This is a genomic window from Streptomyces avermitilis MA-4680 = NBRC 14893 (assembly GCF_000009765.2).
GTDB lineage: Bacteria > Actinomycetota > Actinomycetes > Streptomycetales > Streptomycetaceae > Streptomyces > Streptomyces avermitilis.
In genome coordinates this window covers 4,873,693-4,900,054 of sequence record NC_003155.5, presented here as the reverse complement: position 1 = coordinate 4,900,054, position 26,362 = coordinate 4,873,693, and the positions used below count along the sequence as shown (strand labels likewise).

Below are 26,362 nucleotides of genomic sequence, written 5' to 3'. Positions count from 1 at the left end.
AGGTGGGACGACATGCCTAACCTGGATGCATGGACGTGAACGCGGCGGTCGCCGCAGCGGCAGCGATCGCCGGAGTACTTACCGGTGTCATCGCCATGCTGGCGTTCCGCTGGAGCGAGCGCGACCAGAAGCGCCCCACTCGCACCTCCCTGCACACGGACCCCGTGCTTCCGCCGGGCGTCGACACCGTGCTGTCCGTGCTGCGGTCCTCGGCCGTCGTACTCGACGAGGCCGACGCCGTCGTCAAGGCCAGCTCCGCCGCGTACGCCCTCGGGCTGGTGCGGGGCGGGAAACTCGCCATCGAACCCATGATCAAGATGACCCGCGACACGCGGCGTGACGGGGAAATACGCCAGGTCGAGCTCGACCTGCCCCGGCGCGGGACCGGCCGCGGCGAGGCCCTCGCCGTGTCCGCGCGTGTGGCGCCCCTCGGGTCCCGGCTGGTGCTCCTGCTCGTCGAGGACCTCACCGAGGCCCGCCGCATCGAGGCCGTACGCCGCGACTTCGTCGCGAACGTCAGCCATGAGCTCAAGACCCCCGTCGGCGCGCTCTCCCTCCTGTCGGAGGCCGTCATGGACGCCTCCGACGATCCGGAAGCGGTGGAGCGTTTCGCCGGACGCATGCAGATAGAGGCCACCCGGCTGACGAATCTCGTGCAGGAGCTCATCGACCTGTCCCGGGTCCAGAACGACGATCCCCTCGAGGACGCGGAGCCCGTACGCGTCGACGAACTCGTCGCCGAGGCCATCGACCGCTGCCGGCACCAGGCCGGTACGAAGCAGATCACGATGGCCGCCGGCGGCACCGCCGAGCTGCACGTCTGGGGGAACCGCGGCCAGCTGGCCGCCGCCCTCGGAAACCTCGTGGAGAACGCCGTCAACTACTCGCCCGCCCGCACCCGCGTGGGCATAGCCGCCCGCCGGGTGACCGCGCCCGGCGGAGACCTGATCGAGCTCGCCGTGACCGACCAGGGCATCGGTATCTCCGAGAAGGACCGGGAGCGCGTGTTCGAGCGCTTCTACCGCGTCGACCCGGCCCGCTCCCGTGCCACCGGCGGTACGGGCCTCGGACTCGCGATCGTCAAGCACGTGGCCGCCTCGCACGGCGGGGAGGTCACGGTGTGGAGCTCCGAGGGACAGGGCTCCACGTTCACCCTGCGGCTGCCGGAGGCGGGCACGGCCCGCGACCGTGAACGCGCACTCCTGACGCCCGGCCTCGACGAGGACGACGAGGACGGGCAGCCTGACGGGACGACCACCGTCTCATCCACGTATGAACCGCTCCCTGCCCCGGAGGTCCTTCCGTGACCCGAGTGCTCGTCGTCGAGGACGAGGAGTCCTTCAGCGACGCCCTGTCCTACATGCTTCGCAAGGAGGGCTTCGAGGTCGCCATCGCGACCACCGGCCCCGACGGTCTGGACGAGTTCGAGCGCAACGGCGCCGACCTCGTGCTGCTCGACCTGATGCTGCCCGGTCTGCCGGGCACGGAGGTCTGCCGTCAGCTGCGTGGCCGCTCCAACGTGCCGGTGATCATGGTCACCGCCAAGGACAGCGAGATCGACAAGGTCGTCGGGCTGGAGATAGGAGCCGACGACTACGTCACCAAGCCCTTCTCCTCCCGCGAACTGGTCGCCCGCATCCGGGCCGTCCTGCGCCGCCGCGGGGAGCCCGAGGAGGTCACCCCGGCCGCCCTGGAGGCAGGTCCGGTGCGCATGGACGTCGACCGCCACGTGGTCACCGTCTCCGGCTCCAAGGTCGACCTTCCCCTGAAGGAGTTCGACCTCCTGGAGATGCTGCTGCGCAACGCGGGCCGCGTCCTGACCCGCATGCAGCTCATCGACCGGGTGTGGGGCGCCGACTACGTCGGTGACACCAAGACCCTGGACGTCCACGTGAAGCGCCTGCGCGCGAAGATCGAGCCGGACCCGGGCGCGCCGCGGTACCTGGTGACGGTGCGTGGTCTCGGCTACAAGTTCGAGCCGTAGGCCGGCGGCGCGGCGCGCGCACCGAAGCAGGGCAACGGCAAGAAGCAGGGCACGACGAAGGGCGGCACCCCAGGAGGGGTCCCGCCCTTCGTGCGTACGGCAGGGCCGTCCCCGTACGGAGCCGATCCGGTCGTACGGAGACGACCCGGCCGAACGGAGTCGATCCGGTCGTACGGAGTCGATCCGGCCGTACGGAGATCAGTGACCGGCGGAGTTCGACGCGGTCGCCGTCGCCGTGGCGGTCGCCGTGGAGCTCGACGCCTTGTCCGTGGGGGTGCCCGACGCCGACCCGGACGGGCTGGTGGTCGCGGTGGCCGTGGCCGACGCCGTGGCGCCCGGCGCCGCCGGGATCTGGCTCGGGCCCCACTTGCTGAAGTAGCTCTCGGCCGGGACGACGAACGCGCGCAGGCTCACGTCACCGGTCTTGCTGAAGGAGAACGTGACCTTCTGGGCGTTGCCGGTCTTGACGTCCGCACCGGGGCTGGCCAGCACGGCGGAGGCGTTGCCCTTGCCGCCCAGGACGACGGAGCCGCCGGCCGGGACGGTCACCTTGCCCTTGCCCTTGGCGGGCGAGAGCTCGGCGGTGCCGTCGCCCTCGACGCTGATCGAGTCCAGGGTCTGGGCGGTGCGGCCGTTGTTGAAGAGGGTCGCGGAGATCACGGCCGGACCCGTGGCCTTCGGGTCGGGCTGGGTGATCACGAGCGCGTTCTGGACCATGATGTCGCCGACACTGGTGGCCGCGTTGTCCGGCTTGACTTCCAGGGTCTGGGCGTTGTTGCCGGCACCGCACGCGGCGAGCGAGGCGATCGAGAACGCGATGGCGGCGGCGGCGAGGGCGCCGCGTCGAAGGCTGCTGCTCACGGCGGCGGCAACTCCTAGAACGTGGGCGGTACGGGGTGGGGCGGTCCTACGGCTGTAAAGCCGCCCTAAGTGTCTGTCAGCGGCCTTAGGTTACCGAGCCGTTCCCGCGCCGCCGCACCCGACCCGCCTCTTCGTGCCCACCGGCCCCTTCGGCGCCGTACGCGAACCCTCCCCGGCCCCGTGTTCACGCCCACCCGATCGGCCGCTTTGGCCACGCACTCGTCTGCCATTCACATAAGTGCGGTCGCCATCGGCTTGCGGATTTTCTCGTAAGGCCCCGTAAGGAATGCATGGCGGCCCGAAAATTGATCATCGGCCGACTTGATCAATTCTGGATTCGTCTCGTACCCGACTCCAGTCATCGAACGGAGTAGCTGAAGTCGAGCACTTGGGGGTGGACAAATGGGGATGTTCGGGCGCCGGCCGGGGGCTTCCGAGGTGTGTAACGTGCACGTTTCACCCTGCCCGCAGAGCCGCTCCGACCTGCGAATACCCTCTTCCGCTACCCCCCTGGAGCACGTCCCTGTTGCGGTTGTCAAGCCCTGAGATATGCCCTGACCTGCGAAAACGCCATTCAGAAGACGCCGTTTCCGTGTTACTCTTGATAGCCACGGAAGGGGTACCTGTCACATGACGTTCAAGGTTGGCGACACCGTGGTCTATCCCCATCACGGGGCCGCGCTGATCGAGGCTATCGAAACTCGCCAGATCAAAGGCGTGGACAAGACCTACTTGGTGCTGAAGGTCGCCCAGGGCGACCTGACGGTGCGTGTGCCAGCGGACAATGCGGAGTTCGTCGGCGTGCGTGATGTGGTCGGTCAGGACGGGCTGGACCGGGTCTTCGAGGTGCTGCGCGCGCCGTATGCCGAGGAGCCCACGAACTGGTCGCGTCGTTACAAGGCAAATCTGGAGAAGCTCGCCTCCGGCGACGTCATCAAGGTCGCGGAAGTCGTGCGTGACCTGTGGCGCCGGGAGCGCGAGCGCGGACTCTCCGCAGGTGAGAAGCGCATGCTCGCCAAGGCGCGGCAGATCCTGGTGAGCGAGCTCGCCCTCGCGGAGAACACGAACGAGGACAAGGCCGAGGCCCTGCTCGACGAGGTTCTCGCGTCCTGACGCAGGCGCCGCCCGCTCAGCCCACTGAGCAGGAACACGCCCGCTGAGCGCAATGAACGACGCGCAATGAAATGCCGCGGTGCCCGATGACGCAATTGCTGTCGCCGGGCGCTGCGGCATGTTCGTACCCGCATGTTCTTACCCGCACAATTTTTTGTACCTGCGCGATGGTCCTACCCGTACGCCGATCGGGAATGCGCACGTCCCGATACCTGGTGTGCCGGGCCCGGGCAGCTGGCTCGACCGGATGTCACGGAAGGGTCCGGTCAAGCCTCGCGCCCGGTACTCCCCCAGCAGGGGGTACCCCCAGGCCATACCCACGTAGGTTGAGCACACAAACCTGACAGGAACCGATGTCTGACGATTCGCGCCCCTCGCCGTCGGGTGCACGTACCGCGGCCGTGATTCCGGCCGCCGGACGGGGCGTACGCCTCGGTCCCGGCGCCCCCAAAGCGCTCCGCGCGCTGAACGGCACGCCCATGCTCATCCACGCGGTACGCGCGATGGCCGCGTCCCGTGCCGTCTCCCTCGTGGTCGTCGTGGCCCCGCCCGACGGCACCGCCGAGGTCAAGTCGCTGCTCGACGCGCACGCACTGCCCGAGCGCACGGATTTCGTCGTCGTCCCGGGCGGTGAGTCCCGCCAGGAGTCCGTGAAGCTCGGCCTCGACGCGCTGCCGCCCGGCATCGACATCGTGCTCGTGCACGACGCGGCCCGCCCGCTGGTCCCCGTCGACACGGTAGACGCAGTGATCGAGGCGGTACGGGACGGCGCGCCCGCGGTCGTCCCGGCGCTGCCGCTCGCCGACACCGTCAAGCAGGTCGAGCCCGCGGCCGTGCCCGGGGAGCCCGAGCCCGTCGTCGCCACGCCCGAGCGGGCCCGGCTGCGTGCCGTCCAGACCCCGCAGGGCTTCGACCGCGACACGCTGGTCCGCGCCCACGAGACCGTCACCGACAACGTCACCGACGACGCGAGCATGGTCGAGCAGCTCGGTGCCCGGGTCGTGGTCGTGCCCGGTCACGAGGAGGCGTTCAAGGTGACACGCCCCCTGGATCTCGTGCTCGCCGAGGCGGTTCTCGCCCGCAGGAGGCTGAACGATGGCTTCTGAGGCCTCTGACGTCCGGCTGCCGCCGGGTGGCCCCGTGGTGCTTCCCCTGGTGGGCATCGGCACCGACATCCACGCGTTCGAGGACGGCCGCGAGCTGTGGTGCGCGGGACTGAAGTGGGAGGGCGAGGGCCCGGGGCTGGCCGGCCACTCCGACGCGGACGTCGTCGCGCACGCCGCGTGCAACGCGCTGTTCTCGGCGGCGGGCCTGGGTGACCTCGGGCAGCACTTCGGCACCGGGCGGCCCGAGTGGTCCGGTGCGTCGGGCGTCACGCTGCTCACGGAGGCCGCGCGGATCGTACGCGCCGCGGGCTTCACCATCGGCAACGTCGCCGTGCAGGTCGTCGGACCGCGCCCGAAGATCGGCAAGCGGCGGGACGAGGCGCAGAAGATCCTCTCGGACGCGGTCGGCGCGCCCGTCTCGGTGTCGGGTGCCACGACCGACGGGCTCGGCTTCCCGGGGCGGGACGAGGGACTGATGGCGGTCGCCACGGCGCTGGTGGTCCGGGCGGGCTGAGCCCGAAGGCTCTGCCCCCTTTGCCCCTACCTGCCCCTTATTCGCGGGCTGCCGCCTGGGGGGCGGCCGGCCCGCGGACCCCTGCTCCGGCCCGAACGGCCCAGCCCCCAAACGCCGGACGGGCTGCGATGCCCCCTCTATGTCACGAATACATGCCCCTTGAGCCGGAAGGGTCGCGGGGCACTACCCCTGGGCCACTACCCTGGAGTGGTGACCATTCGCCTGTACGACACCAGCGCCCGGCAGATTCGTGACTTCACCCCGCTTCTGCCGGGTTGTGTCTCGATCTACCTGTGTGGCGCCACCGTGCAGGCCGCACCGCACATCGGGCACATCCGCTCCGGCCTCAACTTCGACATCATGCGCCGCTGGTTCGAGTACCGCGGCTATGACGTGACGTTCATCCGGAACGTCACGGACATCGACGACAAGATCATCGCCAAGTCGGCCGACCACGGCCGCCCCTGGTGGGCCATCGGCTACGAGAACGAGCGCGCCTTCAACGACGGCTACGACGTTCTCGGCTGCCTGCCGCCGACCTACGAGCCGCGCGCCACCGGCCACATCACCGAGATGGTCGAGATGATGCGCACGCTCATCGAGCGCGGACACGCGTACGAGGCCGACGGCAACGTGTACTTCGACGTGCGCTCCTTCCCGGAGTACCTCCAGCTGTCCAACCAGGAGCTCGACAACCTCCTCCAGCCCTCCGGCGAGGGCGAGACCGGTAAGCGCGACCCCCGCGACTTCGCCATGTGGAAGGCGGCCAAGCCCGGCGAGCCGACCTGGGAGACGCCGTGGGGGCGGGGCCGGCCCGGCTGGCACCTGGAGTGCTCCGCCATGGCCCACAAGTACCTGGGCAGCGCGTTCGACATCCACGGCGGCGGGCTCGACCTGATCTTCCCGCACCACGAGAACGAGATCGCGCAGGCCAAGGCCTTCGGCGACGAGTTCGCCAGGTACTGGGTGCACAACGCCTGGGTCACCATGAGCGGCGAGAAGATGTCGAAGTCCCTCGGGAACTCGGTGCTCGTCAGCGAGATGGTCAAGCAGTGGCGGCCGATCGTGCTGCGCTACTACCTGGGCACCCCGCACTACCGCTCGATGATCGAGTACAGCGAAGAGGCCCTGCGCGAGGCCGAGTCGGCGTTCGCGCGCATCGAGGGCTTCGTGCAGCGCGTCGTCGAGAAGGCCGGGGGAGTCGTCGAGCCTTCGCCCGAGGTGCCGCCCGCCTTCGCCGAGGCGATGGACGACGACCTGGGCGTCCCGCAGGCGCTCGCCATCGTGCACACGACGGTCCGGCAGGGGAACTCCGCCCTCGCCGCCGACGACAAGGAAGCCGCCGTCGCCCGCCTCGCCGAGGTCCGGGCCATGCTCGGCGTCCTCGGTCTCGACCCCCTCGACCCGCAATGGGCCGGTGAGGGCGACCGGGGCGAGGACCTCCACGGCGTCGTCGACACCCTCGTACGCATGGTCCTCGACCAGCGCGAGGCCGCCCGCGCCCGCAAGGACTGGGCCACCGCGGACGCCATCCGCGACCAGCTCAACCAGTCGGGCCTGGTCATCGAGGACAGCCCGCAGGGACCGCGCTGGACGCTCGGTCCGCGCTAGGGACTCGCTGATGTGCCGCCCGGAGCTTGGGGCGGCACACTTCATATACGTACGTACGCACGCTTCGGTGGCGTAGAGAACAGAGACAGAGACAGGTAGGTCATGGCTGCTAACAACCGCCGCATGTCCGGCAAGAAGGGCGCGCAGGTCGGCAGTGGCGGCCAGCGGCGCCGGGGCCTGGAGGGCAAGGGCCCCACCCCGCCCGCCGAGATGCGCAAGGGACACAAGAAGAACCGCATCGCCACCGCCAAGACCAAGCAGGTCCAGCGGCGGCCCGCCCCCCGGGGCCGCGGCGGCAAGTCCGCCTCCGAGATGGTCGTCGGCCGCAACCCGGTCGTCGAGGCGCTGCGCGAGGGCGTGCCCGCGACCATGCTCTACGTCCAGCAGTTCATCGACAACGACGAGCGGGTTCGCGAGGCGCTCCAGCTCGCCGGGGAGCGCGGCGGCATCCACCTGATGGAGGCCCCGCGTCCCGAGCTGGACCGGATGACCAACGGGCTCAACCACCAGGGCCTCGTCCTCCAGGTCCCGCCGTACGAGTACGCGCACCCGGAGGACCTCTCTGCCGCCGCGTACGACGTCGGGGAGGACCCGCTGGTCGTCGCGCTCGACGGCGTCACCGACCCGCGGAACCTGGGCGCGGTCGTCCGCTCCGTCTCCGCCTTCGGCGGGCACGGGGTCGTCGTGCCCGAGCGGCGCGCGGCCGGCATGACCGCCGGTGCCTGGAAGACGTCCGCCGGCACCGCCGCCCGTACGCCCGTCGCCCGCGCCACCAACCTGACGCGGACCCTGGAGTCGTACAAGAAGGAAGGCCTCGTCGTGGTCGGACTCACCGCCGACGGTGAGGTCGAACTCGGCGACCTGGAGGCCCTCGCGGGGCCCGTGGTCATCGTCGTCGGCAGCGAGGGCAAGGGCCTGTCGCGACTGGTCGGCGAGACCTGTGACTTCCGGGTGCGGATTCCGATGCCGGGTGGCGCGGAGTCTCTGAACGCCGGTGTGGCGGCGGGAGTTGTGCTGTACGAGGCGGCTCGGCGCCGGGGCTGAGTGCTTTCGGGAGAAGGTCGCGGGAGCGCCCTCACCCGTTCGGGGTAAACCGGGTGGCCGGGACGACCTTGACGCGGTCCGGACAGATCCGCCCGGTCAAAGCAGTGTCCTAACCACACGTCGCTCGGTTAGATGAGTGTGGACACCAGAACACCCCGCACACCCACGGGGGACCGATCGTCGGGATTCGACGACACTCCCGCGCTGAGCATGGTGAAGGTGCCGAGCGATCCGGCGCAGGTCATCGTCAATCATGCGAGCTTCCGTGTGCAGCTCAACGCCTCCGCGTGGACGACCCGATCCCCGCGCATCGCGCGCCACTTGAGCGCCACCGAAGACACCGCACGCGTCCCCGTCGTCGGTACGGCGGGCAGAGCGGGCGCGGCAGGCCAGGCCGCCGGCGCCCGCCGCCGCGCGCCCGTCGTCTGGAGCGGGAAGTCCGCCCCCGACGACACCGGCGCCCACCGTCTGCTGCAAGCCGTGCGCAGTACGAGCGTGGGCCACGGTGAGGCCCCCGCCGGGGACGCCGGCGCGACCCAGGTCATTCCCCGCATCGACGTCGGCAACCTCCCCGGGGAGACGGTCGCGACGCCCGGCGCCGGCAGCCGGCGCACCCACGGAGCGCGTCACTCCGGCGAGACCCGGCTCCTGCCCGGTATGCGCACCGCCGGCAGCGCGTACGACGAACCCGCCTACGCGGACCAGGAGTTCGCGGACGACGACCTCGCGGACGACGGCTTCGAGGACGACGGCTTCGGGGACGACGGCCTCGACGACGAGGAGACCACCTCCAAGCGCCACGGCAACGAGCCGGTCCGGCACGCCTATTACCCCGGCCGCCGGATGAACCTCGGGGTGGTGCTGCTGCCCCTGCGGGTCTTCCTCGGCTTCATCTCCATCTACGCGGGCATGGGCAAGCTCTGCGACGCCGTCTACTTCGACGGCGGCAAGCGCGGCTCGATGGTCACCTGGCTCAACACACTGCACCCCTGGGAAGTCGCCGAGCCCCTGCGGCAGTTCGCGCTCCAGCACCCCGTCGGCGCCGGGCTCGTCATCGCCTTCCTCCAGGTCATCGTCGGTGTCCTCACGGTTCTCGGCCTCTGGCAGCGGGTCGCCGCCGTCGTCGGCGCGATGCTGTCGGCCGCGCTCATCGTCACCGTCAGCTGGAAGACGGTGCCCGCCTACGACGCGCCCGACATCATCTACCTCGCCGCCTGGTCGCCGCTGATCATCGCCGGTGCGCCCGTGTACTCCGTGGACGGCCGGCTCGCGGGCGGCGCCTGGCGCAGGCTCGGGCCGCGCGCCGACATCTGGGAGCTGCGCTGGTACGTCCTGCGCCGCGGCGCCCTCGTGACGGCCATCACCGTCGGGCTCACCCTGCTCCTCGGCTCGCTGCTCGGCGGGGCGGTGCGGGACGCGGACCGGGTCGTCGTACCCGGTCCGGGGGAGGCGCCGCGCAACGAACTGCCGGGCTCCCCGCTGCCCGAGGAGCCCGTCAAGCGTCACCACCGGGCGAGCCCCTCGGCCTCCGAGACACCGACCCAGGGCGCGACGTCGTCGCCCTCGGGCGCTGCCACGACGCCGGGCGCGATCCGGGAGAGCGGTCCGGCCACGGGCGGCCAGCCCAGCCAGACGCAGGGCACCGGTCAGGCACCGCCCCAGCAGTCGGCGCCGGTGCAGCAGGCGCCGAGCACGAGCGCGGGCCCGTCGTCCTCCGGCGGCTCGGGCAGCACGGGCGGCAGCGCGGCCGGCGGTTCGAGCAGCACGGGCGGCAGCAGCTCGGGCGGCGGCTCGGGCGGCGGCTCGGACCGACTGGTCGGCGGGCTCCTCGGATAACGCCCGTTAGGCCGGAACACGGATGGGGCCCCGCACACCAGGTGTGCGGGGCCCATTCGTCGTGGGCTGGCGGGCGCAGCGGGTCGTGAGCCGACAGCGCCCCGGGCGGTCGGCCTGAGCCGGGAGCGGCCGTGGTCCGCGAGGAGGGCGGGAGGGGCTTCAGGAACGCCGGGGCCGGGGGGGGGGCTCAGCGGCCCAGGGACGCCAGTTCCTTTGCCGCCTCCGTCAGGTCCTTCGCCGTGTCGATGGCGCGCCAGTACGCGCCCTGCGGGATCGGGAAGCCGGCCAGCAGGCGTTCGCGGGCCAGGCGGGGGAACGTGGTGCGCTCGTGGTCGCCGCGCTCCGGGAGCATGCCGGCGAACTCGGCGGAGAAGACGTAGACGCCCGCGTTGATCTCGTACGTCGTCGGCGGGGCCTCGATGAAGTCCGTCACGCGGCCGAAGCCGTCCGTCTTGACGGCGCCCCACGGGATGCGGGGGCGGGCCAGCGCGAGGGTCGCCACCGCGTCGCGCTCGGTGTGGAAGTCCGCCATGTCGCGCAGCGAGAAACGGGTCCAGATGTCACCGTTCGTCGCGAACCACGGCTTGTCCGGGTGCGGGAGATGCGCGGCGGCGTACTTGAGGCCGCCGCCGCGGCCGAGCGGTTCCGTTTCGACGACCGTCGTGACGTTCAGGGGCAGGTCGGCCGCGTCCAGCCACTTCTGGAGGACGTCGGCGAGATGCCCGCAGCTGACCACCACGTCGGTCACGCCCTCTTCGGCGAGCCAGGTGAGCTGATGGCCGATGATCGGGGTCCCGGTGCCCGGGATCTCGACCATCGGCTTGGGCCGGTCGTCGGTGTACGGGCGCAGTCGGGAGCCCTGCCCACCGGCCAGGACAACGGCTTGAACGGGACGCGACGCGGCGTTCGGATCGGTCATGACCGAACTGTACGTGGCGCCCCGCTCGCGGTTCTGTCGGCAACCGTTCCTTAACCAGCCGTTATCTGCCTACGGCCGACTGCCCCCGGGCCTCGCCCGGTCAGGTGTGCTGGGCGGCCACACCCGACGCGAAGGACGTGTCGCAGACGGGGCGGGCGAACGACTGGGCCCGCGGCGGCCCGTACACGCGGACCGCGGCCCGGCCCAGCGCACGGGCGATGGACACGCAGTGCTTCGCCAGCGACGGACGGTCGTGCACCGCCTCCTGGAGGTGGGTGAGGGCCACGCCCGGGTTCTTCTCCTGGAGTTCCACCAGGAGCTTGTCCCGCAGGACGTCCTGCGCGGCCCGGGAGGACGCTCGTGTGGAGACGTCCGACGAGGAGGCTTCGGATGCGGTGAGCACCGAGTGCGAGGAGTTCCCCGACCAGTTGACTCGGGTGACCGCGAGGGTCCCGGAGAACACCAGGACGACAGGCAGAACGAGGGCGAGGGTGCGACCGATCCGGCGGGCGGGGCCACGGCCATGCCGGGTCCGTTGGTTAGTGGTGGAGTGCTTCACGCGAGTGAGGGTAGCGCGCGGTGATGATTTGGCGACATTTAGTCACCGGTTCGGGGGATGGGGAAGCGATGTTTTTTGGGTAGCGGGTTGACGTACGCGTATCGAAAAGGCCCGTTCTGCCGGGGTATTCCGTGACAGCGAAGAGGGCCCCGCAGCCTGGCTGCGGGGCCCTCTTCGGCAACTCGGGTGAATTCACCGCTCCGGGGTGTTGGACCCCTCGGCGGTGGTTCAGTCGGAGAGGCGCTCGCCCGTGGAGGTCGAGAACACGTGGGTCTCGCCCGGCCGCGGCACGACGTGCAGCGTGGCGCCCTTGTCCGGGACCGCGCGGCCGCTCACGCGGACGACCAGGTCCGTGAGCTTGTCGTCGACCTTGGCGCTGCCGTAGACGTAGCCGTCGGCGCCGAGCTCCTCGACGACGTTCACCGACACGGCGAGGCCCGCCGGGGCGTCCTCGCTCTCCTTGGTCAGGGCCTTGGCGGCGGCGCCGCCCTGCTCGACGATGTCGAAGTGCTCGGGGCGGACACCGACCGTGACCGTGCGGTCACCCTTGTCGGAGGCGGCCTTCAGCGCCTCGCGGTTGACCGGCACGACGCTGTTGCCGAACTTCACGCCGCCGTCGGTGATCGGGACCTCGACGAGGTTCATCGCGGGGGAGCCGATGAAGCCGGCGACGAAGAGGTTCGCCGGGCGGTCGTACATGTTGCGCGGCGAGTCGACCTGCTGGAGCAGACCGTCCTTGAGCACGGCCACGCGGTCGCCCATGGTCATGGCCTCGACCTGGTCGTGGGTGACGTACACGGTGGTGATGCCGAGGCGGCGCTGGAGCGAGGCGATCTGCGTACGCGTCGACACGCGGAGCTTGGCGTCGAGGTTGGACAGCGGCTCGTCCATGAGGAACACCTGGGGCTCACGCACGATGGCGCGGCCCATGGCGACACGCTGGCGCTGACCGCCGGAGAGGGCCTTCGGCTTGCGGCCGAGGTACTCGGTGAGGTCGAGGATCTTCGCCGCGTCCTCGACCTTCTGGCGGATCTCCGCCTTGTTGACGCCGGCGATCTTGAGCGCGAAGCCCATGTTGTCGGCGACGGTCATGTGCGGGTAGAGCGCGTAGTTCTGGAACACCATGGCGATGTCCCGGTCCTTCGGCGGCAGGTGCGTGACGTCGCGGTCACCGATGCGGATGGCGCCGGCGTTCACGTCCTCGAGCCCCGCGAGCATGCGGAGCGAGGTGGACTTGCCGCAACCGGAGGGACCGACGAGGACGAGGAACTCGCCGTCCTCGATGTCGATCTCCAGGGCATCGACGGCGGGCTTCTCGGAACCCGGGTAGATGCGGGTCGCCTTGTCGAACGAGACTGTGGCCATGGTGAGGGGCCCCCTTCACCGGCAGGAACGTGCCGGACGATCCGAGTAAAGGTGGTGTCCACCACGAGGATTCGTAGTGGTGTAGTCCACAAGAGTGAACTGGCTCAGGACGGTACCTGGCGTTCACCTGGTCTGTCAGTACTCCGGGAGCGGTGAACTTCGCGGAAATTTCCGATCGGGCCGCGCCGCGGGATGGGTACACTGCACGGGCACGTACGCGGCACGCACGCGTGCAGGCCTCCTTAGCTCAGCTGGTCAGAGCGCCGCTCTTGTAAAGCGAAGGTCGTCGGTTCGAATCCGACAGGGGGCTCCCACACTTGCCAGCGGCTGGAAGACGAAGCCGGTGGATTTCCGGCGGAGTGCTCGTCAGCGCTCGCGCAGCTGTCGCCCGATCTCCCGTTGCGCGGCCTCCAGGGGCCGTCCGTCCGCGAGGTCCCACAGCGTGTTCTGCAGGACGCGGGCCAGGCTCCAGGCGCGGGCCCGCTCCCGGTCCAGGCCGAGGATCTCCGTCATGGCGTCGAACCGCCAGCGGATCTCGGCGGGCTCGAACCGGTTGCGGATCGCGGGGAGCAGGTCGAAGCCGGGGTCGCCGGCGAGCGGCTTCGGGTCGATGGCGAGCCAGGGCGCGCGGTGTGAGGCGAGGACGTTGTCGAAGTGCAGGTCCCAGTGGAGCAGCCGGTCGCCCGGTTCGGCGGCGACCTCGCGCACGGCGGCCGCGCAGTCCTCGACGAGGCGGCGGTCCCCGGGGTCCGCGAGCTGCCGCACGGCCCACGGCACCTGTTCCAGCATCGCGGCCGCGATGTCGCCGAGCCGCCGCATCCCCTCCGGGGCGGGCAGCGCGGTCAGCCGGGCCAGCAGCCGCGCGACGACCAGAACGGCCTCGCGCGTGTCCGGTGTCTCCGCCAGCGACCGCGCCTCGTCCAGGCGTTCGAGGAGGAGGGTGCAGGTGGCCTCGTCGTGCTCCAGAAGGCGTACGGCCCCCGCGCCGTCCCACCGGCGCAGGGCGAGCGGTTCGCCGGCGCTCTCCTCGTCGAGGGGCTGGAGCTTGAGCGCGGCCGGCGTCCCGTCGGCCCGGAGTACCGGGAGGACCAGCGCGCAGACGCCGTACATCGAGGGCCCGTCGACCCGCAGCTCCCAGCGCTCCAGGAAGTCCGCCGCCCGGCGCGGCAGCCCGGCGATGAAGGCCCGGCCCGCCGCTCCGTTGAACTTCTGCTGGGAGGCGGCCAGCTCTTCGGGCACGTCGATCACCCTGCCGACCATACTTGGGTGCGTGAACCGGCTCACGCGCGTCAGGCGAGGTCCCGGGTGGGCGGTGTGGGCGTACGTCCGCAGCGCCCCCGGGACCTACGTGTGGCTGGCGATCCTCTTCGTCACCACCGTCGCCCTGCACCACATGTCGCCGGATTTCGAAGAGGACTTCCTGCGCCAGCGGTCGACCAACATCCACGAGCTGTCGCGGGATCCGGTGCGCGTGCTGATCACCAGCGCCATGTGGATCGACGGCGGCCACTGGCTGCCGTACGCGGTCCTGTTCACCGTCTTCCACGCGCAGGCGGAGCGCTGGCTCGGCACGCCGCGCTGGCTGGCCGTGTGCGTCGCCGCGCACGTGCTGGCCACCCTCGCCAGTGAGGGGGCGCTGCTGGAGGCGATCCGTGACGGGGTCGCCCCGCGCTCGGCGGTCAACACCCTGGACATCGGCGTGAGTTACGCGCTCGCGGGGGTGATCGCGGTGCTCACGTACCGGATCGCGGAGCCGTGGCGGTACGGGTATCTGGTGGTCGTCCTGGCGGTGTACGGGGGCTCGCTCGCGGCCAGCCCCACCTTCACCGATTTCGGGCATTTCCTGGCGCTGCTGATCGGTCTCGCCTGCTGTCCGCTGGCCAGAGGCCGCGGAAAAGCATGGAATCCGAAGGAGACACTGGCCGCTCTCAGGGGTTAACGTCCGCGGCATGAGCAGCTCGGCAAGCAGCCTCGGCCGTGTCGTGAACGGCGGCATCTCCTTCTGGTACGCGGACGACGGATTCCCCGCCCCGCGTGAGCCGCTGCCCGGCGACGCGACCGCCGACGTCGTCATCGTCGGCGGCGGCTACACGGGCCTGTGGACCGCGTACTACCTGAAGAAGGCGGCCCCCTACCTGCGCATCACGGTGCTGGAGCAGAAGTTCTGCGGCTACGGCGCCTCCGGCCGCAACGGCGGCTGGCTCTACAACGGCATCGCGGGCCGCGACCGCTACGCCCGGCTGCACGGCCATGAGGCGGCCGCCCGGCTCCAGCGGGCCATGAACGACACGGTCGGCGAAGTCGTCCGGATCGCGGCTCAGGAGAACATCGACGCCGACATCCACCAGGGCGGCGTACTGGAAGTGGCGTACACGCCCGCCCAGCTGGCCCGCCTCAAGGAGTTCCACGCCCACGAGCTCGCGTACGGCGAGAAGGACCGCGAGCTGTACGGCGCCCGCGAGACGGCCGAGCGCGTCCGGGTCGCCGACGCGGTCGGCTCCACCTGGACCCCGCACGGTGCGCGGCTGCACCCGGTGAAGCTGGTCAAGGGCCTCGCGGCGGCCGTCGAGGCGATCGGTGTCACCGTGCACGAACAGACCCCGGTCACGGAGATCCGTCCCCAGCACGCGGTGACGCCGTACGGGACCGTCCGCGCGCCCTACGTCCTGCGCTGCACGGAGGGTTTCACCGCGAACCTCAAGGGCCAGCGGCGTACCTGGCTCCCCATGAACTCCTCCATGATCACGACGGCGCCGCTCACCGCCGAGCAGTGGGACGCGATCGGCTGGGCGGGGCGCGAGACGCTCGGCGACATGGCCCACGCGTACATGTACGCCCAGCGCACCGCCGACGACCGCATCGCGCTCGGCGGGCGCGGAGTGCCGTACCGATTCGGCTCGCGGACGGACAACGACGGGCGTACGCAGGCCGCGACGGTCGAGGCGCTGTACGAGATCCTGATCCGCTTCTTCCCGTCCCTCACCGGCGTCCGGGTGGACCATGCCTGGTCGGGCGTCCTCGGGGTGCCGCGCGACTGGTGCGCGACGGTGACGCTGGACCGGTCGACGGGCCTGGGCTGGGCCGGCGGTTACGTCGGCTCCGGCGTGGCGACCGCCAACCTGGCCGCCCGCACCCTGCGCGACCTGGTCCGGCAGGACTCGGGGCAGGCCGGGGCGACGGAGCTGACCGCGCTGCCGTGGGTGAACCACCAGGTGCGCAAGTGGGAGCCGGAACCGCTGCGCTGGATCGGCGTGCACGGCATGTACGCCACGTACCGCACGGCGGACCGCCGCGAACTGACCACCCACAGCGTCCAGTCGTCCCGGCTGGCCCGGATGGCGGACCGGGTGGCGGGACGTCACTGACGAGGCTGTGCGTTGCGGGCGCCGGTGCGGGCGGCCTGGAGTACGCCCTTCGGCGGCCCCGGCGCCCGGCTGTGTGAGACTGCGCCCATGATTCGCGCCGCCACTTCCGCCGACATCCCCGTCATTCACGCCATGATCCGCGAGCTGGCCGAGTACGAGAAGGTGCCGGACGAGGCGCGGGCGGACGAACCGCAGCTCGCGGAGGCGCTGTTCGGGGAGCGGCCGGCCGCGTTCGCGCACATCGCCGAGGACCGGGGGCTGCCGGTCGGCTTCGCGCTGTGGTTCCTGAACTTCTCCACCTGGCGCGGGGTGCACGGGATCTACCTGGAGGACCTGTACGTACGGCCCGAGGCCCGCGGCGGCGGCCACGGCAAGGCGCTGCTGACCGAACTGGCCCGGATCTGCGTCGAGCGCGGGTACGAGCGCCTGGAGTGGGCCGTTCTGAACTGGAACAAGCCGTCGATCGACTTCTACGAGGCGCTGGGTGCGCGTGCGCAGGACGAGTGGACGGTGTACCGGCTGACGGACGGGGCGCTGACCGCCCTGGGGGCACGCGCCTGAGGCGGGATCACCGGACGGTCACTCGGCGGATCATCCGGCGGGTCACTCGACGGATCATCCGGCGGATCATGCGCCAGATCACCCCACCGACTCGGGTACGGGGGTGTCGGACGGGGTGTGCCGCGGGGGCTTCGTCGTGACCATCAGGCCGGCCGCCAGGCCCGCCAGGAGCATGACGCCCGCCGCGCACCAGATGGCCACCGTGTAGCCGTGGACGATGCCTTCGCGTATGACCAGTTCCTTGCGGGCGGGGTCGCGCAGATGGGCCGCGATGTAGGCGGTGCTGGTGGTGGTGGCGATGGTGTTCAGCAGGGCCGTACCGATCGAACCGCCCACCTGCTGGGCCGTGTTCACGGTCGCGGAGGTCACACCCGAGTCCTGCGGGGCGACGCCTGCGGTGGCGGTGGCGAAGACCGGCATGAAGGTGAGGCCCATGCCCAGGCCGATCAGGATCAGAGCGGGCAGGAGTTCGCTCGCGTACGGCGAGTGCACGGTGATCCGGGTCAGGACCAGCATGCCGCCCGCGGCCAGGACCGTGCCGGGGACCATGAGCAGGCGCGGGGCCACGTGGCTCATCAGGCGGGCCGAGATCTGGGTCGAGCCGATGATGATCGCGACCGTCAGGGGCAGGAAGGCCAGGCCCGTCTTCAGGGGGGAGTAGCCGAGGACGACCTGGAGGTAGTAGGTCAGGAACAGGAACATGCCGAACAAGCCGATGACGGCGAGGGCCATGGTCAGGAAGCAGCCCGCGCGGTTGCGGTCCTTGACGATGTGCAGCGGCAGCAGCGGCTGCGGCGCCCTGGTCTGCCACCACACGAACACGGCGAGAAGGACGATGCCCACGGCGAACAGGGCCAGCACCCGGGGGTCCGTCCAGCCGCGCGGCTCCGCCTCGCTGAACCCGTAGACGATCGCGACGAGCCCGCCGCAGCCGAGCAGCGCACCGGGGACGTCGAGACGGGCGCCCGCGTGCCGCGGCTGTTCGTGCAGGAGGGCGAACGCGCCGCAGACGGCGATGACTGCGATGGGGATGTTGACGTACAGGCACCAGCGCCAGTTCAGGTACTCGGTGAGCAGTCCGCCCGCGATGAAGCCGATCGCGCTGCCGCTGCCGGCCAGTGCGCTGTAGATGCCGAAGGCCTTTCCGCGCTCCTTCGGGTCGGTGAAGGTGGTGGTGAGGAGCGAGAGGGCCGAGGGGGCGAGTACGGCGGCGAAGGCGCCCTGGAGGGCGCGGGCGCCGAACAGCATCCCGGATGTGGTGGCCGCGCCGCCCAGCGCGGAGGCGGCGGCGAAGCCGATCAGCCCGATGATGAACGTGCGCTTGCGGCCCACCAGGTCGGCGATGCGGCCGCCGAGCAGAAGCAGTCCGCCGAAGGCCAGTGTGTAGGCGGTGATGACCCACTGCCGGTTGCCGTCGGACATGCCCAGCGCGCGCTGGGCGGAGGGGAGCGCGATGTTCACGATCGTCGCGTCCAGGACCACCATCAGCTGTGCGAGGGCGATGACCACCAGGCTCCACCAGCGGCGGGGGTCGGGGTCCAGGACGTAGGTGGATTCACCTGTTCGGGTGACATTCACCTGCTCAGAACAGCATGAATCGGTAGGTATCGCATCCCGTCCGTCATCGGGTGTGTGTGTCGTGCCTGGTGTCGGGTGTGTGTCGTGCCTGGTCATGGCTTACCGGGTGTCTGTCGTGCCTGGTCATGGCTCGAGCACCACTTTTCCGACGGTCCGCCGGCTCTCCAGGGCCCGGTGCGCGGCTGCCGCCTCGGCGAGCGGGAAGCGCTGGACGGCCGGGGTCAGCCGGCCCGCCGCGGCCTCGGCGAGGGCGCGCAGTTCCAGGGCGCGCAGGGGGTGGGGGCCGCCCGCCCGGCGCAGCATCACGGGGCCGAGGACCTGTTCGGAGACGATCCCCCGGTCCTTGTCGTCGACGAGCAGCGGCTGCCCGTTCTGGATGCCTTCGCCGGACCATCCGAAGACGAGGTGCCTGCCGCCGGGGCCGAGGAGCCCGACGGCCGTGCGGGCCGTGTCCCCGCCCACGCCGTCGAAGACGACGGTGGCCCTGCCGCGGTACTGCGCGAGCCGCTCCGGCCAGTCGGGGTCCCGGTAGTCGACGGCGAGGTCGGCACCGTTGTCGCGTACCCGCGCCACCTTCTGCGGGCCGCCGGCCAGGCCGATCACCGTGGCGCCCGCGGACTTGGCGTACTGCACGAGAAGGGTGCCGATACCGCCGGCGGCGGCCGGGACGACGGCCACGGAGTCCGGGCCCAGCTCGGCGAACTGGAGGATCCCGAGCGCCGTACGGCCCGTTCCGATCATGGCGACGGCCTGGGCGAAGTCGAGGTTCCGCGGGATCTCGTGGAGGCGGTCGGCATCGGTGACGGCGAGTTCGGCGTAGCCGCCGGGGGCGAAGCCGAGGTGGGCGACGACGCGCTTGCCGAGCCGGTCGCCCGGGACGCCCGCGCCGAGGGACTCGACGGTGCCGGCGACCTCGCGGCCGGGAATCGTGGGCAGCGGGGTGGGCTCGGGGGCCGGGCCCCGTACGCCTTCGCGCAGGGCCGCGTCCAGGAGGTGTACGCCGGCGGCGGCGACGGCGATACGGACCTGGCCGGGGCCCGGCTCGGGGTCCTCGACCTTCTCGTACGCGAGGTTCTCGGCCGGGCCGAAGGCGTGGAGGCGGACGGCGTGCATGGGCGGGCTCCCTCTGTGGGTTCCTGATGAGCAGGTGAGCCCAGCGTTCAACCTCAAGCTTGCTTGAGGTCAAGTGTGTGCCGGCCCAGCGCCAGGGACACGGCGGTGAGGGCGCTGTTGAAGGAGACCTCCGAGAGCACGCCGGGGGCCGCGACCTGGTCGCCCGCCAGATAGACGCCGTCGCCGCGGTCGACGGCGGGCCGGTCGCGCCAGCTGGTGCCGGGCAGGTCCACGGCTCCCGTACGGCCCTGCGCGACCGCCTCCCGCCGCCAGGTCACGCGCTCGCGCCAGCCGGCGAAGGCGAGGTCCAGCAACTGCTCGGCGCGCGCGACGCCATCGGCGCGGGACTCGTGGGGCGCGATCGGGATCTGCCCCTGGAGGAGCTGTTCACCGGCGGGTGCGAGGGAGCGGTCCTGGGCCGTGCGGCGCTCGATCCAGCCGGGCGCGTCCAGGTCGGAGACGGCGAACGCGTCGCCGCGCCGGGTGCGTACGGCCAGGTCGACGAGGGCGGTACGGCCGCTGTCCCAGGCCAGTGAGTCGTCCCCCAGGAGGCGCCGGGCGGCGTCGAGCGAGGTCGCGACGACGACCGGGCCCCGGTTCTCCGGGATCGTGTCGACGCGGGCGAGGGTCTCCATCCGGACGCCGAGGTTCCAGGCCCGCGCCGCCATCCGGTCGATGACGCTCGCCCAGCCGCCGCGCGGGTGGTGCGCCTCCGGCGGCAGCTTGGCGGTGCGGCGCAGGCGTTCCTGGACGAAGGCGGCGGAGAGGGAGCCGGGGTCGTGGTGGAAGAGGGAGATGGCGGCGTGGTTCGCGGCGGCGCGGGCGCCTTCCTCGCCCGCCTGTTCGGTGGCCCAGGTCATGAAGTCGACGTCGGCCGGCGCCTGTCGGGCGGTACGGCGCAGGAGCTTGAGCATCGCGAAGGGCGGGGTGCGGCGCAGGACGCCCTTGTGGCGGAGCCTGAGGCGGGCCGCCTCCAGGGGCGGAACGGGGGCGAGCGGGCCGATCAGGTCGCGCTGCCTGAGCCAGGTCCAGTGCGGGCCGCAGCTGTAGAGGGCGTGCGGGCCCTCGTTGGTCCGGTACGGGCCCTGCGCGGTGCGGGCCCGGCCGCCGAGGGTGTGGTGGGCCTCGTACACGGTGACCTTGGCGCCGGCCTCGGCGGCGGTGACCGCCGCGGTGAGTCCGGCGAGGCCGCCGCCGACGACGGTGAGGGTGATGCGCTGCATGGGTGGGGTCTCCCTGCGGGTCGGGGGCTCCTGTCCTCAGTACGACCGAGGGAGAGGGGCGGAATGTGACAGGGAGGGGTGAACACGCAGGTCGGGGCGATTGTCAGTGGGGGCGTGCAGGATGAGGGCATGGTGCGGAAAGCGGCGGGCGCCGCGGTGAGGGGCACGGCGGTGAGGGGCACGGCGGCGACGGGCAAGGCGGTCAGGGGCAAGGTGGTCAAGGGCGCGCGGCGGCCGGAGGTGCGGTTGCCGGTGCTCGAGTCGTACGCGGGCGGCGAGTTGGAGCCCGACGGGGACTACGACGGGCTGGAGTTCAGGGACGCGGACTTCGCCGGGCAGGACGGCGGGGGCGCGCGGTTCATGGACTGCGCGCTGACGGGGTGCGCCGTGGACGAGACGCGGCTGCCTCACGCGCGCGTACTGGACTCCGTGCTGACGGGGCTGCGCGGTGTGGGCACCGACCTCGCGGAGGCGACGCTGCGTGACGTGGAGCTGGTGGACGCCCGGTTGGGCGGCGTTCAGCTGCACGGTGCCGTGCTGGAGCGGGTCCTGGTGCGCGGCGGCAAGATCGACTACCTGAATCTCCGCACGGCACGGCTCAAGGACGTCGTGTTCGAGGGCTGTGTCCTGGTGGAGCCGGACTTCGGGGGCGCCCGGCTGGACCGGGTGGAGTTCGTGGACTGCGTGCTGAAGGGAGCCGATTTCCACGCGGCGACACTGACCGACGTGGACCTGCGCCGGGCGGCCGAGCTGGGGATCGCGCGCGGGGTGGACCGGCTGGCGGGGGCGGTGATCAGTCCGACGCAGCTGATGGACCTGGCGCCGGTGCTGGCGGCGGAGCTGGGGGTGAAGGTGGCCGCGGCGGGGGCGTAGCGAGGGGGTGTGGCGGGGAACGGGGTGGGCGGTCCCGGGCCAGGGGGCTAGCTCACTCTCGGAAAGCGGGCCTCGAGGGCCCAGATCGCCGGGTTCTCGCGGAGCGCCTCGTGCAGGTCGGTGAGGTCGGCGAGCAGGTCGTGCAGGAAGTCGCGGGCCTCGCGGCGCAGTTCGGCGTGGGAGAAGGTGAGCGGGGGCTCGTCGCCGGGCATCCAGTCGGCCTCGATGTCCACCCAGCCGAAGCGGCGCTCGAAGAGCATGCGGTCGGTGGACTCGGTGAAGTCGAGTTCGGCGTGCTGGGGGCGGGAGGCCCGGCTGCCGCGCGGATCCCGGTCGAGCTGCTCGACGATGTCGCACAGCGCCCACGCGAAGTCGAGCACCGGCACCCATCCCCAGGCTGTGGACAGCTCCCGGTCCGACTTGGTGTCGGCGAGGTAGACGTCACCGCAGAAGAGGTCGTGCCGCAGCGCGTGGACGTCCGCGCGGCGGTAGTCGGTCTGCGGGGGGTCGGGGAAGCGGTTGGAGAGGGCGTAACCGATGTCGAGCACGTAGGTGATGGTGTCACGCCCCTGCGGCGGCGCCGTCCGCCGCGGGACCCGCCGGCACCGGGCCTCGTAAAATCGCTGCGTGCCCCGATCTGCCGCCGCCGTGCCCTCTGCCCTGGCCCTTTCCCTGGTCCTGGCCCTCACCGCCTGCGACGGCGGGGTGCAGGGCACCCCCGGCGGCTCCGGGCTGCGCGACCCGTACTTCGCGAAGATGGGCAACGGCGGCTATGACGTCACCCACTACGACCTGACCCTCGCCTACGACCCCGGGCGCCGCCACCTCACCGGAACGGCCGTGATCACGGCGCGGGCGAAGCAGGACCTGACCGCGTTCGCCCTCGACCTCGACGGGCTGGACGTCGGCGGCGTCACCGTCGAGGGCCGCCCGGCGCGCTGGAACCGCACCGGGCAGGAACTGACCGTGCGCCCGCACGACGACCTCGACAAGGGCGAGACGTTCCGCACGACGGTCCGTTACTCGGGCACTCCGGTGACGATCACCGACCCGGACGGCTCGAAGGAGGGCTGGCTGAAGACGGCCGACGGCGCGCTCGGGCTCGGTGAGCCGACCGGTTCGATGGCGTGGTTCCCCGGCAACCACCACCCCTCCGACAAGGCGTCGTACGACATCGAGGTCACCGTCCCGAAGGGCCTGCGGGCCGTCTCCAACGGTGAGCTGACGCGCGAGACGACGAGCGGGGACCGTACGACGTTCGCGTGGCATACGCCCGAACCGATGGCGAGTTACGTCGCCACGGTCGCGATCGGCCACTACGACGTCCGGCGTTCGACGACGAAGAGCGGGCTGCCGGTGTACGTGGCGGTCGACCCGACGCAGGCGAAGGCGAGCGCGAAGGTGCTGGCGAAGCTCCCGGAGATCATGGAGTGGGAGGAGAACAACTTCGGCCCGTACCCCTTCTCCTCCACCGGCGCGATCGTGGACCGCGAGAACGACGCGGGCTATGCGCTGGAGACACAGAACCGGCCGGTCTTCCCGGGCGCGCCCGACACCGGGACCCTGGTGCATGAGCTGGCGCACCAGTGGTACGGCGACTCGGTGACGCCGAAGTCGTGGCGGGACATGTGGCTCAACGAGGGCTTCGCGACGTACGCGGAGTGGCTGTGGCAGGAGGACCACGGTGGTGAAACGGCCCAGGAGACCTTCGACGCGCTCTACCGGGGCGACGGGGGCGGGGACGGGGCCGCCGACAAGGCGCGCTGGGCGTTTCCGCCGGGCAAGCCCCCCGGTGCCGCCCACATCTCCGACAGGCCGGTGTATGAGCGGGGCGCGATGGTCATTCACAAGATCCGCGAGACGGTCGGCGACGACACGTTCTACGACATCATCCAGGGCTGGGCCGCCACCCACCGCCACGGCAACGCGGACACGGCCGACTTCACGACGTACGTGGAGAAGAAGGCACCCGGCAAGGACTTCAGCGCGATCTGGGACGAATGGCTGTACGGGGAGGGCAAGCCGGCGAAGCCCTGAGCGGCCCCCGCGGCACAGGTGCGATCCCGTAGGGCAGGCCCTAGTGAGCTGGTTCGGAGATGCGTGAGCAGTAACGGCAGATCCGGTCGAGGATCTGGTCGGCGGTCTTGGTCCACTTGAACGGCCGGGCCTCCTCGTTCCAGACCTTGATCCATTCCTCAAGCGCGGCCTTAAGGCTGTCCAGCGAGCAGAACACTCCGCGCTCCAGGCAGCGCCGCTCTAATTCGGCGAACCACCGCTCGACCTGATTGATCCACGACGAGTACGTGGGGGTGAAATGCAGGCGGAACCGGGGATGCGCGAGCAGCCACTTGTGCACCACCGGTGCCTTGTGGGCGGAGAGGTTGTCGCAGATCACGTGGACCGCCAGGCCGGGCTCGGTCTGGCGGTCGATCTCGTCGAGGAAGTCCCGGAAGTCCACGGCCCGGTGCTGCGCGGACAGCTTCGTGATCACCCTGCCCGTCGCGGTGTTCAGGGCGGCGAACAGATCGACCGTGCCATGCCGGACGTAGTCGAAGCTGCGCCGCTCGGGCACTCCGGGCAGCATCGGCAGCACCGGTGCCGTCCGTTCCAGAGCCTGGATCTGCGGCTTCTCGTCCACCGCGAACACCGCAGCGTTGGCCGGCGGGGCGAGGTAGAGGCCGACGACATCACGGATCTTGTCGATCAGAAGCGGGTCCGGAGAGATCTTGAAGGTCTCGGTCCGCCATGGCTGCAAGCCGAAGGCGTGCCAGATCCGCAGCACGCTCGCCGGGGAGATCCCCACGGTCCTGGCCAGCTCCCGCTTCGACCAGTGCGTCGCGCCCTCGGGGGTCTCCTCCAGCGTGCGCACCACCACCTCCTCCACCTGGGCATCGGTGATGGTGCGCGGCACCCCCGGGCGCGGCTCGTCGGCCAGCCCGTCCAACCGGTCGCGCAGGAATCTCGCCCGCCACTTGGTCACCGTGCCCCGGTTGACGCCCATCCGCGCGGCCACCCGCGGTGTTACTGCCGCCGTCCGCGCAGGCCAGCACAATCCGTGCCCGTAACGCCAGGCCCTGAGCAGTCGTCCGGCGCCGGGCCCATCCCTGCAACATCCGCCGCTCGGCATCGGATAACACCAGCGGCGCAAGCCTGCTGTCGCCCATCCCCACAGCAGACCGCAAACCACCAGCCCCGTCACCGACCAAGCCCCGATCCGAAACGGAACACGACTCAAGTGGCGACGGCAGAACTCAAAACCAGCTCACTAGTCCAACTCGGCCAGCAGCCGCGGGAGATGGGGCGGCCAGAGGGCCTCGGGCGAGTCGGCCAGCTCCTGCGGGGTCCACCAGCGCCAGCCGAGGATTCCGTCCTCGGCGTGCGCGGCACCGACCTGGTCGCCGACCGGGTCCCGGCGCGGCCCGCGCGCCACGTAGACGTGCTCGAGCTGGCGCACGGGAACCCCGGCCCGGGTGAAGTCGTGTTCCCACGTGCACAGCGGGGGCCCCGGCTCCAGGTCGGTCCACCCGGTCTCCTCGCGCAGCTCCCGCAGAGCGCCCTCACGTGCGCTCTCCCCTGGGTCGAGTCCGCCGCCGGGCAGGGCCCAGTGGACGCCCACCTCTTCGTTGTCGTACCGGAAGAGGAAGACCGCGCCGCCCGGATCGAGCACGGCGACGCGTGCCGCCCGGCGCGGGGTGCGTGGCGTCGCGCTCGGCAGCGGCTTGCGCAGCACGGCGCACGGCCGGCCCCGTTGGCGGTCCGTGCGGTGGTCGACGACCTCGTAGCCAAGGGCGGTCCAGAAGGCGAGGCCGCCCGGGTTGTCGTCGTGGACGGCGAGGCGTACGGCGGTCCGGCCGGCGGCCCGAAACCGCTCCTCGACGCGGGCCGCCAGCTCCCGCCCGTACCCCCTGCGCTGCTCCTCCACAGCCACGAGCAGCAGGCCGATCCAGGGGTCCGGGTCGGCGGGGTCGGGGTGGTGCGCGAGGGTGATCACCACCCCGACGAGCCGCCCGGCACTGCGCGCGAGCAGCACCTCCACGTCCGGGTTCGCCAGCTCGTCGGCGAGCGCTGCCGCGACCTGCTCGGGCCGGATGTCGTCCGGATCGGGGAAGTCGCCGCTCAGGGCGTGGAACTCGCGGTGGGCGGCGTAGAGGGCGGTGAGTTCGGTGAGGAGGGGGGCCGGGATGTCGTGGTCCGGGGTGAGAGGGAGGGCATCGAGGCGCATGCGGGGCAGGCTAGCCGCCGCTACCGCTCCGCAGCTCGAACCAGACGTGCTTACGGCCGTAGGGGCGCGCCGTGGCGACACCCCACGCCTGCGCCAGGGCCTGCACGAGGAGTAATCCTCTCCCGCCCTCCCCGTCCCAGGCGGGGGCGAGCGGCTCCAGGTGCGCGGCCGGACTGTCGTCGTACACCGCGACCCGTACGCCGTCGCTCAGCACGGCCGTCTCCATGTCGATGGTGGGCGAGGCGGTGTGGAGTACGGCGTTGGTGACGAGCTCGGAGACGAGGGTGCGAGCGGTGTCGGCGAGACCGGGGGCGTGGCCGTTCGTGGCGAGGAGTATGGCGACGGTGTCGCGGCAGATCTTGGGGGTGAGGGGGGAGTTGGGGGTGGTGAGGTGGTAGGTCCCCGGGGTGATGAGGGTGGCGTTCATGGCTTTCAACTCCTGGTTGCTGTCGGGGGGTTGCGCGGTGGGCCACCGTGGCTCGGGCACCGGTGGGTGACTGCTCTGCGGGTTCACT

The 26,362-nt window shown here is 71.3% G+C and carries 24 protein-coding genes, 1 tRNA gene and 1 pseudogene; 14 read left to right on the top strand and 12 right to left on the bottom strand.

The annotated features are described in order from the left end of the window. Positions 1-29: 29 nt before the first annotated feature. Positions 30-1,307 carry a two-component system sensor histidine kinase PhoR gene (gene phoR, locus SAVERM_RS20505; RefSeq protein ID WP_010985402.1) on the top strand — a complete coding sequence of 426 codons (1,278 nt, stop codon included), beginning with the start codon at positions 30-32 and terminating at the stop codon, positions 1,305-1,307. A gap of 5 nt (positions 1,308-1,312) precedes the next feature. Continuing rightward, positions 1,313-1,984, top strand: a complete 672-nt coding sequence (gene phoP, locus SAVERM_RS20500) for a two-component system response regulator PhoP (RefSeq protein ID WP_010985401.1) — start codon at positions 1,313-1,315, stop codon at positions 1,982-1,984. Positions 1,985-2,182: 198 nt separating this feature from the next. Here the strand turns inward: phoP and SAVERM_RS20495 are convergent, their stop codons facing one another. Beyond that, on the bottom strand, positions 2,183-2,845 hold the full coding sequence (locus SAVERM_RS20495; RefSeq protein WP_010985400.1) for a copper chaperone PCu(A)C: 663 nt from the start codon (positions 2,843-2,845) through the stop codon (positions 2,183-2,185). Positions 2,846-3,475: 630 nt separating this feature from the next. On the opposite strand from SAVERM_RS20495, the gene SAVERM_RS20490 reads away from it, so the two are divergent. From SAVERM_RS20490 to SAVERM_RS20465, 6 genes are all read left to right on the top strand, one after another. Beyond that, positions 3,476-3,958 carry a CarD family transcriptional regulator gene (locus SAVERM_RS20490; RefSeq protein ID WP_003953493.1) on the top strand — a complete coding sequence of 161 codons (483 nt, stop codon included), beginning with the start codon at positions 3,476-3,478 and terminating at the stop codon, positions 3,956-3,958. A 353-nt stretch (positions 3,959-4,311) separates the two neighbouring features. Next, a complete protein-coding gene (ispD, locus tag SAVERM_RS20485) occupies positions 4,312-5,064 on the top strand; it encodes a 2-C-methyl-D-erythritol 4-phosphate cytidylyltransferase (protein ID WP_010985399.1) in 753 nt (250 codons plus the stop codon). Then, positions 5,054-5,578, top strand: a complete 525-nt coding sequence (ispF, locus tag SAVERM_RS20480) for a 2-C-methyl-D-erythritol 2,4-cyclodiphosphate synthase (RefSeq protein WP_010985398.1) — start codon at positions 5,054-5,056, stop codon at positions 5,576-5,578. The genes ispD and ispF overlap by 11 nt, the downstream gene beginning before the upstream one ends. A 210-nt stretch (positions 5,579-5,788) precedes the next feature. Continuing rightward, a complete protein-coding gene (gene cysS, locus SAVERM_RS20475) occupies positions 5,789-7,189 on the top strand; it encodes a cysteine--tRNA ligase (protein WP_010985397.1) in 1,401 nt (466 codons plus the stop codon). Positions 7,190-7,291: 102 nt separating this feature from the next. Next, on the top strand, positions 7,292-8,233 hold the full coding sequence (gene rlmB / locus SAVERM_RS20470; protein WP_010985396.1) for a 23S rRNA (guanosine(2251)-2'-O)-methyltransferase RlmB: 942 nt from the start codon (positions 7,292-7,294) through the stop codon (positions 8,231-8,233). Between the two features lie 132 nt (positions 8,234-8,365). Continuing rightward, positions 8,366-10,069, top strand: a complete 1,704-nt coding sequence (locus SAVERM_RS20465) for a DoxX family protein (protein ID WP_137865207.1) — start codon at positions 8,366-8,368, stop codon at positions 10,067-10,069. A gap of 187 nt (positions 10,070-10,256) precedes the next feature. Here SAVERM_RS20465 and SAVERM_RS20460 read toward each other — a convergent pair whose 3' ends face one another. The 3 genes from SAVERM_RS20460 to SAVERM_RS20450 form a co-directional block, all read right to left on the bottom strand. Then, the gene (locus tag SAVERM_RS20460) at positions 10,257-10,988 is read right to left on the bottom strand and encodes a nucleotidyltransferase family protein (RefSeq protein WP_010985394.1); all 732 of its coding nucleotides are present in this window, start codon (positions 10,986-10,988) and stop codon (positions 10,257-10,259) included. A gap of 100 nt (positions 10,989-11,088) precedes the next feature. Continuing rightward, positions 11,089-11,547: a hypothetical protein gene (locus tag SAVERM_RS20455; RefSeq protein WP_010985393.1), complete on the bottom strand. Its 459-nt coding sequence runs from the start codon at positions 11,545-11,547 to the stop codon at positions 11,089-11,091. 228 nt (positions 11,548-11,775) lie between these two features. Next, complete coding sequence (locus SAVERM_RS20450; RefSeq protein ID WP_010985392.1) at positions 11,776-12,912, bottom strand: ABC transporter ATP-binding protein; 1,137 nt, start codon at positions 12,910-12,912, stop codon at positions 11,776-11,778. Positions 12,913-13,148: 236 nt separating this feature from the next. Here SAVERM_RS20450 and SAVERM_RS20445 point away from each other — a divergent pair. Continuing rightward, positions 13,149-13,222: transfer RNA gene (locus SAVERM_RS20445), tRNA-Thr, on the top strand. 56 nt (positions 13,223-13,278) lie between these two features. Here the strand turns inward: SAVERM_RS20445 and SAVERM_RS20440 are convergent. Further along, positions 13,279-14,172 carry an aminoglycoside phosphotransferase family protein gene (locus SAVERM_RS20440; RefSeq protein WP_010985391.1) on the bottom strand — a complete coding sequence of 298 codons (894 nt, stop codon included), beginning with the start codon at positions 14,170-14,172 and terminating at the stop codon, positions 13,279-13,281. 10 nt (positions 14,173-14,182) lie between these two features. Between SAVERM_RS20440 and SAVERM_RS20435 the strand changes: the two genes are divergently transcribed. From SAVERM_RS20435 to SAVERM_RS20425, 3 genes are all read left to right on the top strand, one after another. Then, positions 14,183-14,851, top strand: coding sequence for a rhomboid-like protein (locus SAVERM_RS20435; protein WP_171033174.1), 669 nt, complete (start codon positions 14,183-14,185; stop codon positions 14,849-14,851). 10 nt (positions 14,852-14,861) lie between these two features. Continuing rightward, entirely contained in the window at positions 14,862-16,277 is a 1,416-nt protein-coding gene (locus SAVERM_RS20430) for an NAD(P)/FAD-dependent oxidoreductase (protein ID WP_010985389.1), read from the top strand. An 87-nt stretch (positions 16,278-16,364) separates the two neighbouring features. Then, a complete protein-coding gene (locus tag SAVERM_RS20425) occupies positions 16,365-16,838 on the top strand; it encodes a GNAT family N-acetyltransferase (protein WP_010985388.1) in 474 nt (157 codons plus the stop codon). Positions 16,839-16,916: 78 nt separating this feature from the next. Here SAVERM_RS20425 and SAVERM_RS20420 read toward each other — a convergent pair whose 3' ends face one another. The 3 genes from SAVERM_RS20420 to SAVERM_RS20410 form a co-directional block, all read right to left on the bottom strand. Next, entirely contained in the window at positions 16,917-18,416 is a 1,500-nt protein-coding gene (locus SAVERM_RS20420; RefSeq protein WP_010985387.1) for an MFS transporter, read from the bottom strand. 123 nt (positions 18,417-18,539) lie between these two features. Then, a complete protein-coding gene (locus tag SAVERM_RS20415; protein WP_010985386.1) occupies positions 18,540-19,529 on the bottom strand; it encodes a zinc-binding dehydrogenase in 990 nt (329 codons plus the stop codon). A 53-nt stretch (positions 19,530-19,582) separates the two neighbouring features. Further along, a complete protein-coding gene (locus SAVERM_RS20410) occupies positions 19,583-20,752 on the bottom strand; it encodes an NAD(P)-binding protein (RefSeq protein WP_010985385.1) in 1,170 nt (389 codons plus the stop codon). A gap of 129 nt (positions 20,753-20,881) precedes the next feature. Between SAVERM_RS20410 and SAVERM_RS20405 the strand changes: the two genes are divergently transcribed. Continuing rightward, a complete protein-coding gene (locus SAVERM_RS20405; protein ID WP_078234398.1) occupies positions 20,882-21,625 on the top strand; it encodes a pentapeptide repeat-containing protein in 744 nt (247 codons plus the stop codon). Between the two features lie 47 nt (positions 21,626-21,672). On the opposite strand, the gene SAVERM_RS20400 is transcribed toward SAVERM_RS20405, so the two are convergent. Continuing rightward, positions 21,673-22,173: a hypothetical protein gene (locus SAVERM_RS20400; protein ID WP_010985383.1), complete on the bottom strand. Its 501-nt coding sequence runs from the start codon at positions 22,171-22,173 to the stop codon at positions 21,673-21,675. A 79-nt stretch (positions 22,174-22,252) separates the two neighbouring features. Between SAVERM_RS20400 and SAVERM_RS20395 the strand changes: the two genes are divergently transcribed. Continuing rightward, positions 22,253-23,662 carry a M1 family metallopeptidase gene (locus tag SAVERM_RS20395; RefSeq protein ID WP_010985382.1) on the top strand — a complete coding sequence of 470 codons (1,410 nt, stop codon included), beginning with the start codon at positions 22,253-22,255 and terminating at the stop codon, positions 23,660-23,662. A gap of 40 nt (positions 23,663-23,702) precedes the next feature. Here the strand turns inward: SAVERM_RS20395 and SAVERM_RS20390 are convergent. From SAVERM_RS20390 to SAVERM_RS20380, 3 genes and pseudogenes are all read right to left on the bottom strand, one after another. After that, positions 23,703-24,789: pseudogene (locus tag SAVERM_RS20390) on the bottom strand (IS630 family transposase). Between the two features lie 101 nt (positions 24,790-24,890). Beyond that, complete coding sequence (locus SAVERM_RS20385) at positions 24,891-25,847, bottom strand: bifunctional GNAT family N-acetyltransferase/NUDIX hydrolase (RefSeq protein ID WP_010985380.1); 957 nt, start codon at positions 25,845-25,847, stop codon at positions 24,891-24,893. A gap of 10 nt (positions 25,848-25,857) precedes the next feature. Continuing rightward, complete coding sequence (locus SAVERM_RS20380; RefSeq protein ID WP_010985379.1) at positions 25,858-26,274, bottom strand: ATP-binding protein; 417 nt, start codon at positions 26,272-26,274, stop codon at positions 25,858-25,860. Between the last annotated feature and the right edge of the window lie 88 nt (positions 26,275-26,362).

Excerpts from the sequence above, each read along its gene's own strand:
- phoR (WP_010985402.1), top strand. The coding sequence starts at position 30 with ATGGACGTGAACGCGGCGGTCGCCGCAGCGGCAGCGATCGCCGGAGTA.
- SAVERM_RS20490 (WP_003953493.1), top strand. The coding sequence starts at position 3,476 with ATGACGTTCAAGGTTGGCGACACCGTGGTCTATCCCCATCACGGGGCC.
- ispD (WP_010985399.1), top strand. The coding sequence starts at position 4,312 with ATGTCTGACGATTCGCGCCCCTCGCCGTCGGGTGCACGTACCGCGGCC.
- ispF (WP_010985398.1), top strand. The coding sequence starts at position 5,054 with ATGGCTTCTGAGGCCTCTGACGTCCGGCTGCCGCCGGGTGGCCCCGTG.
- rlmB (WP_010985396.1), top strand. The coding sequence starts at position 7,292 with ATGGCTGCTAACAACCGCCGCATGTCCGGCAAGAAGGGCGCGCAGGTC.
- SAVERM_RS20465 (WP_137865207.1), top strand. The coding sequence starts at position 8,366 with ATGAGTGTGGACACCAGAACACCCCGCACACCCACGGGGGACCGATCG.
- SAVERM_RS20460 (WP_010985394.1), bottom strand. The coding sequence starts at position 10,988 with ATGACCGATCCGAACGCCGCGTCGCGTCCCGTTCAAGCCGTTGTCCTG.
- SAVERM_RS20450 (WP_010985392.1), bottom strand. The coding sequence starts at position 12,912 with ATGGCCACAGTCTCGTTCGACAAGGCGACCCGCATCTACCCGGGTTCC.
- SAVERM_RS20440 (WP_010985391.1), bottom strand. The coding sequence starts at position 14,172 with ATGGTCGGCAGGGTGATCGACGTGCCCGAAGAGCTGGCCGCCTCCCAG.
- SAVERM_RS20430 (WP_010985389.1), top strand. The coding sequence starts at position 14,862 with ATGAGCAGCTCGGCAAGCAGCCTCGGCCGTGTCGTGAACGGCGGCATC.
- SAVERM_RS20425 (WP_010985388.1), top strand. The coding sequence starts at position 16,365 with ATGATTCGCGCCGCCACTTCCGCCGACATCCCCGTCATTCACGCCATG.
- SAVERM_RS20415 (WP_010985386.1), bottom strand. The coding sequence starts at position 19,529 with ATGCACGCCGTCCGCCTCCACGCCTTCGGCCCGGCCGAGAACCTCGCG.
- SAVERM_RS20410 (WP_010985385.1), bottom strand. The coding sequence starts at position 20,752 with ATGCAGCGCATCACCCTCACCGTCGTCGGCGGCGGCCTCGCCGGACTC.
- SAVERM_RS20405 (WP_078234398.1), top strand. The coding sequence starts at position 20,882 with ATGGTGCGGAAAGCGGCGGGCGCCGCGGTGAGGGGCACGGCGGTGAGG.
- SAVERM_RS20385 (WP_010985380.1), bottom strand. The coding sequence starts at position 25,847 with ATGCGCCTCGATGCCCTCCCTCTCACCCCGGACCACGACATCCCGGCC.
- SAVERM_RS20380 (WP_010985379.1), bottom strand. The coding sequence starts at position 26,274 with ATGAACGCCACCCTCATCACCCCGGGGACCTACCACCTCACCACCCCC.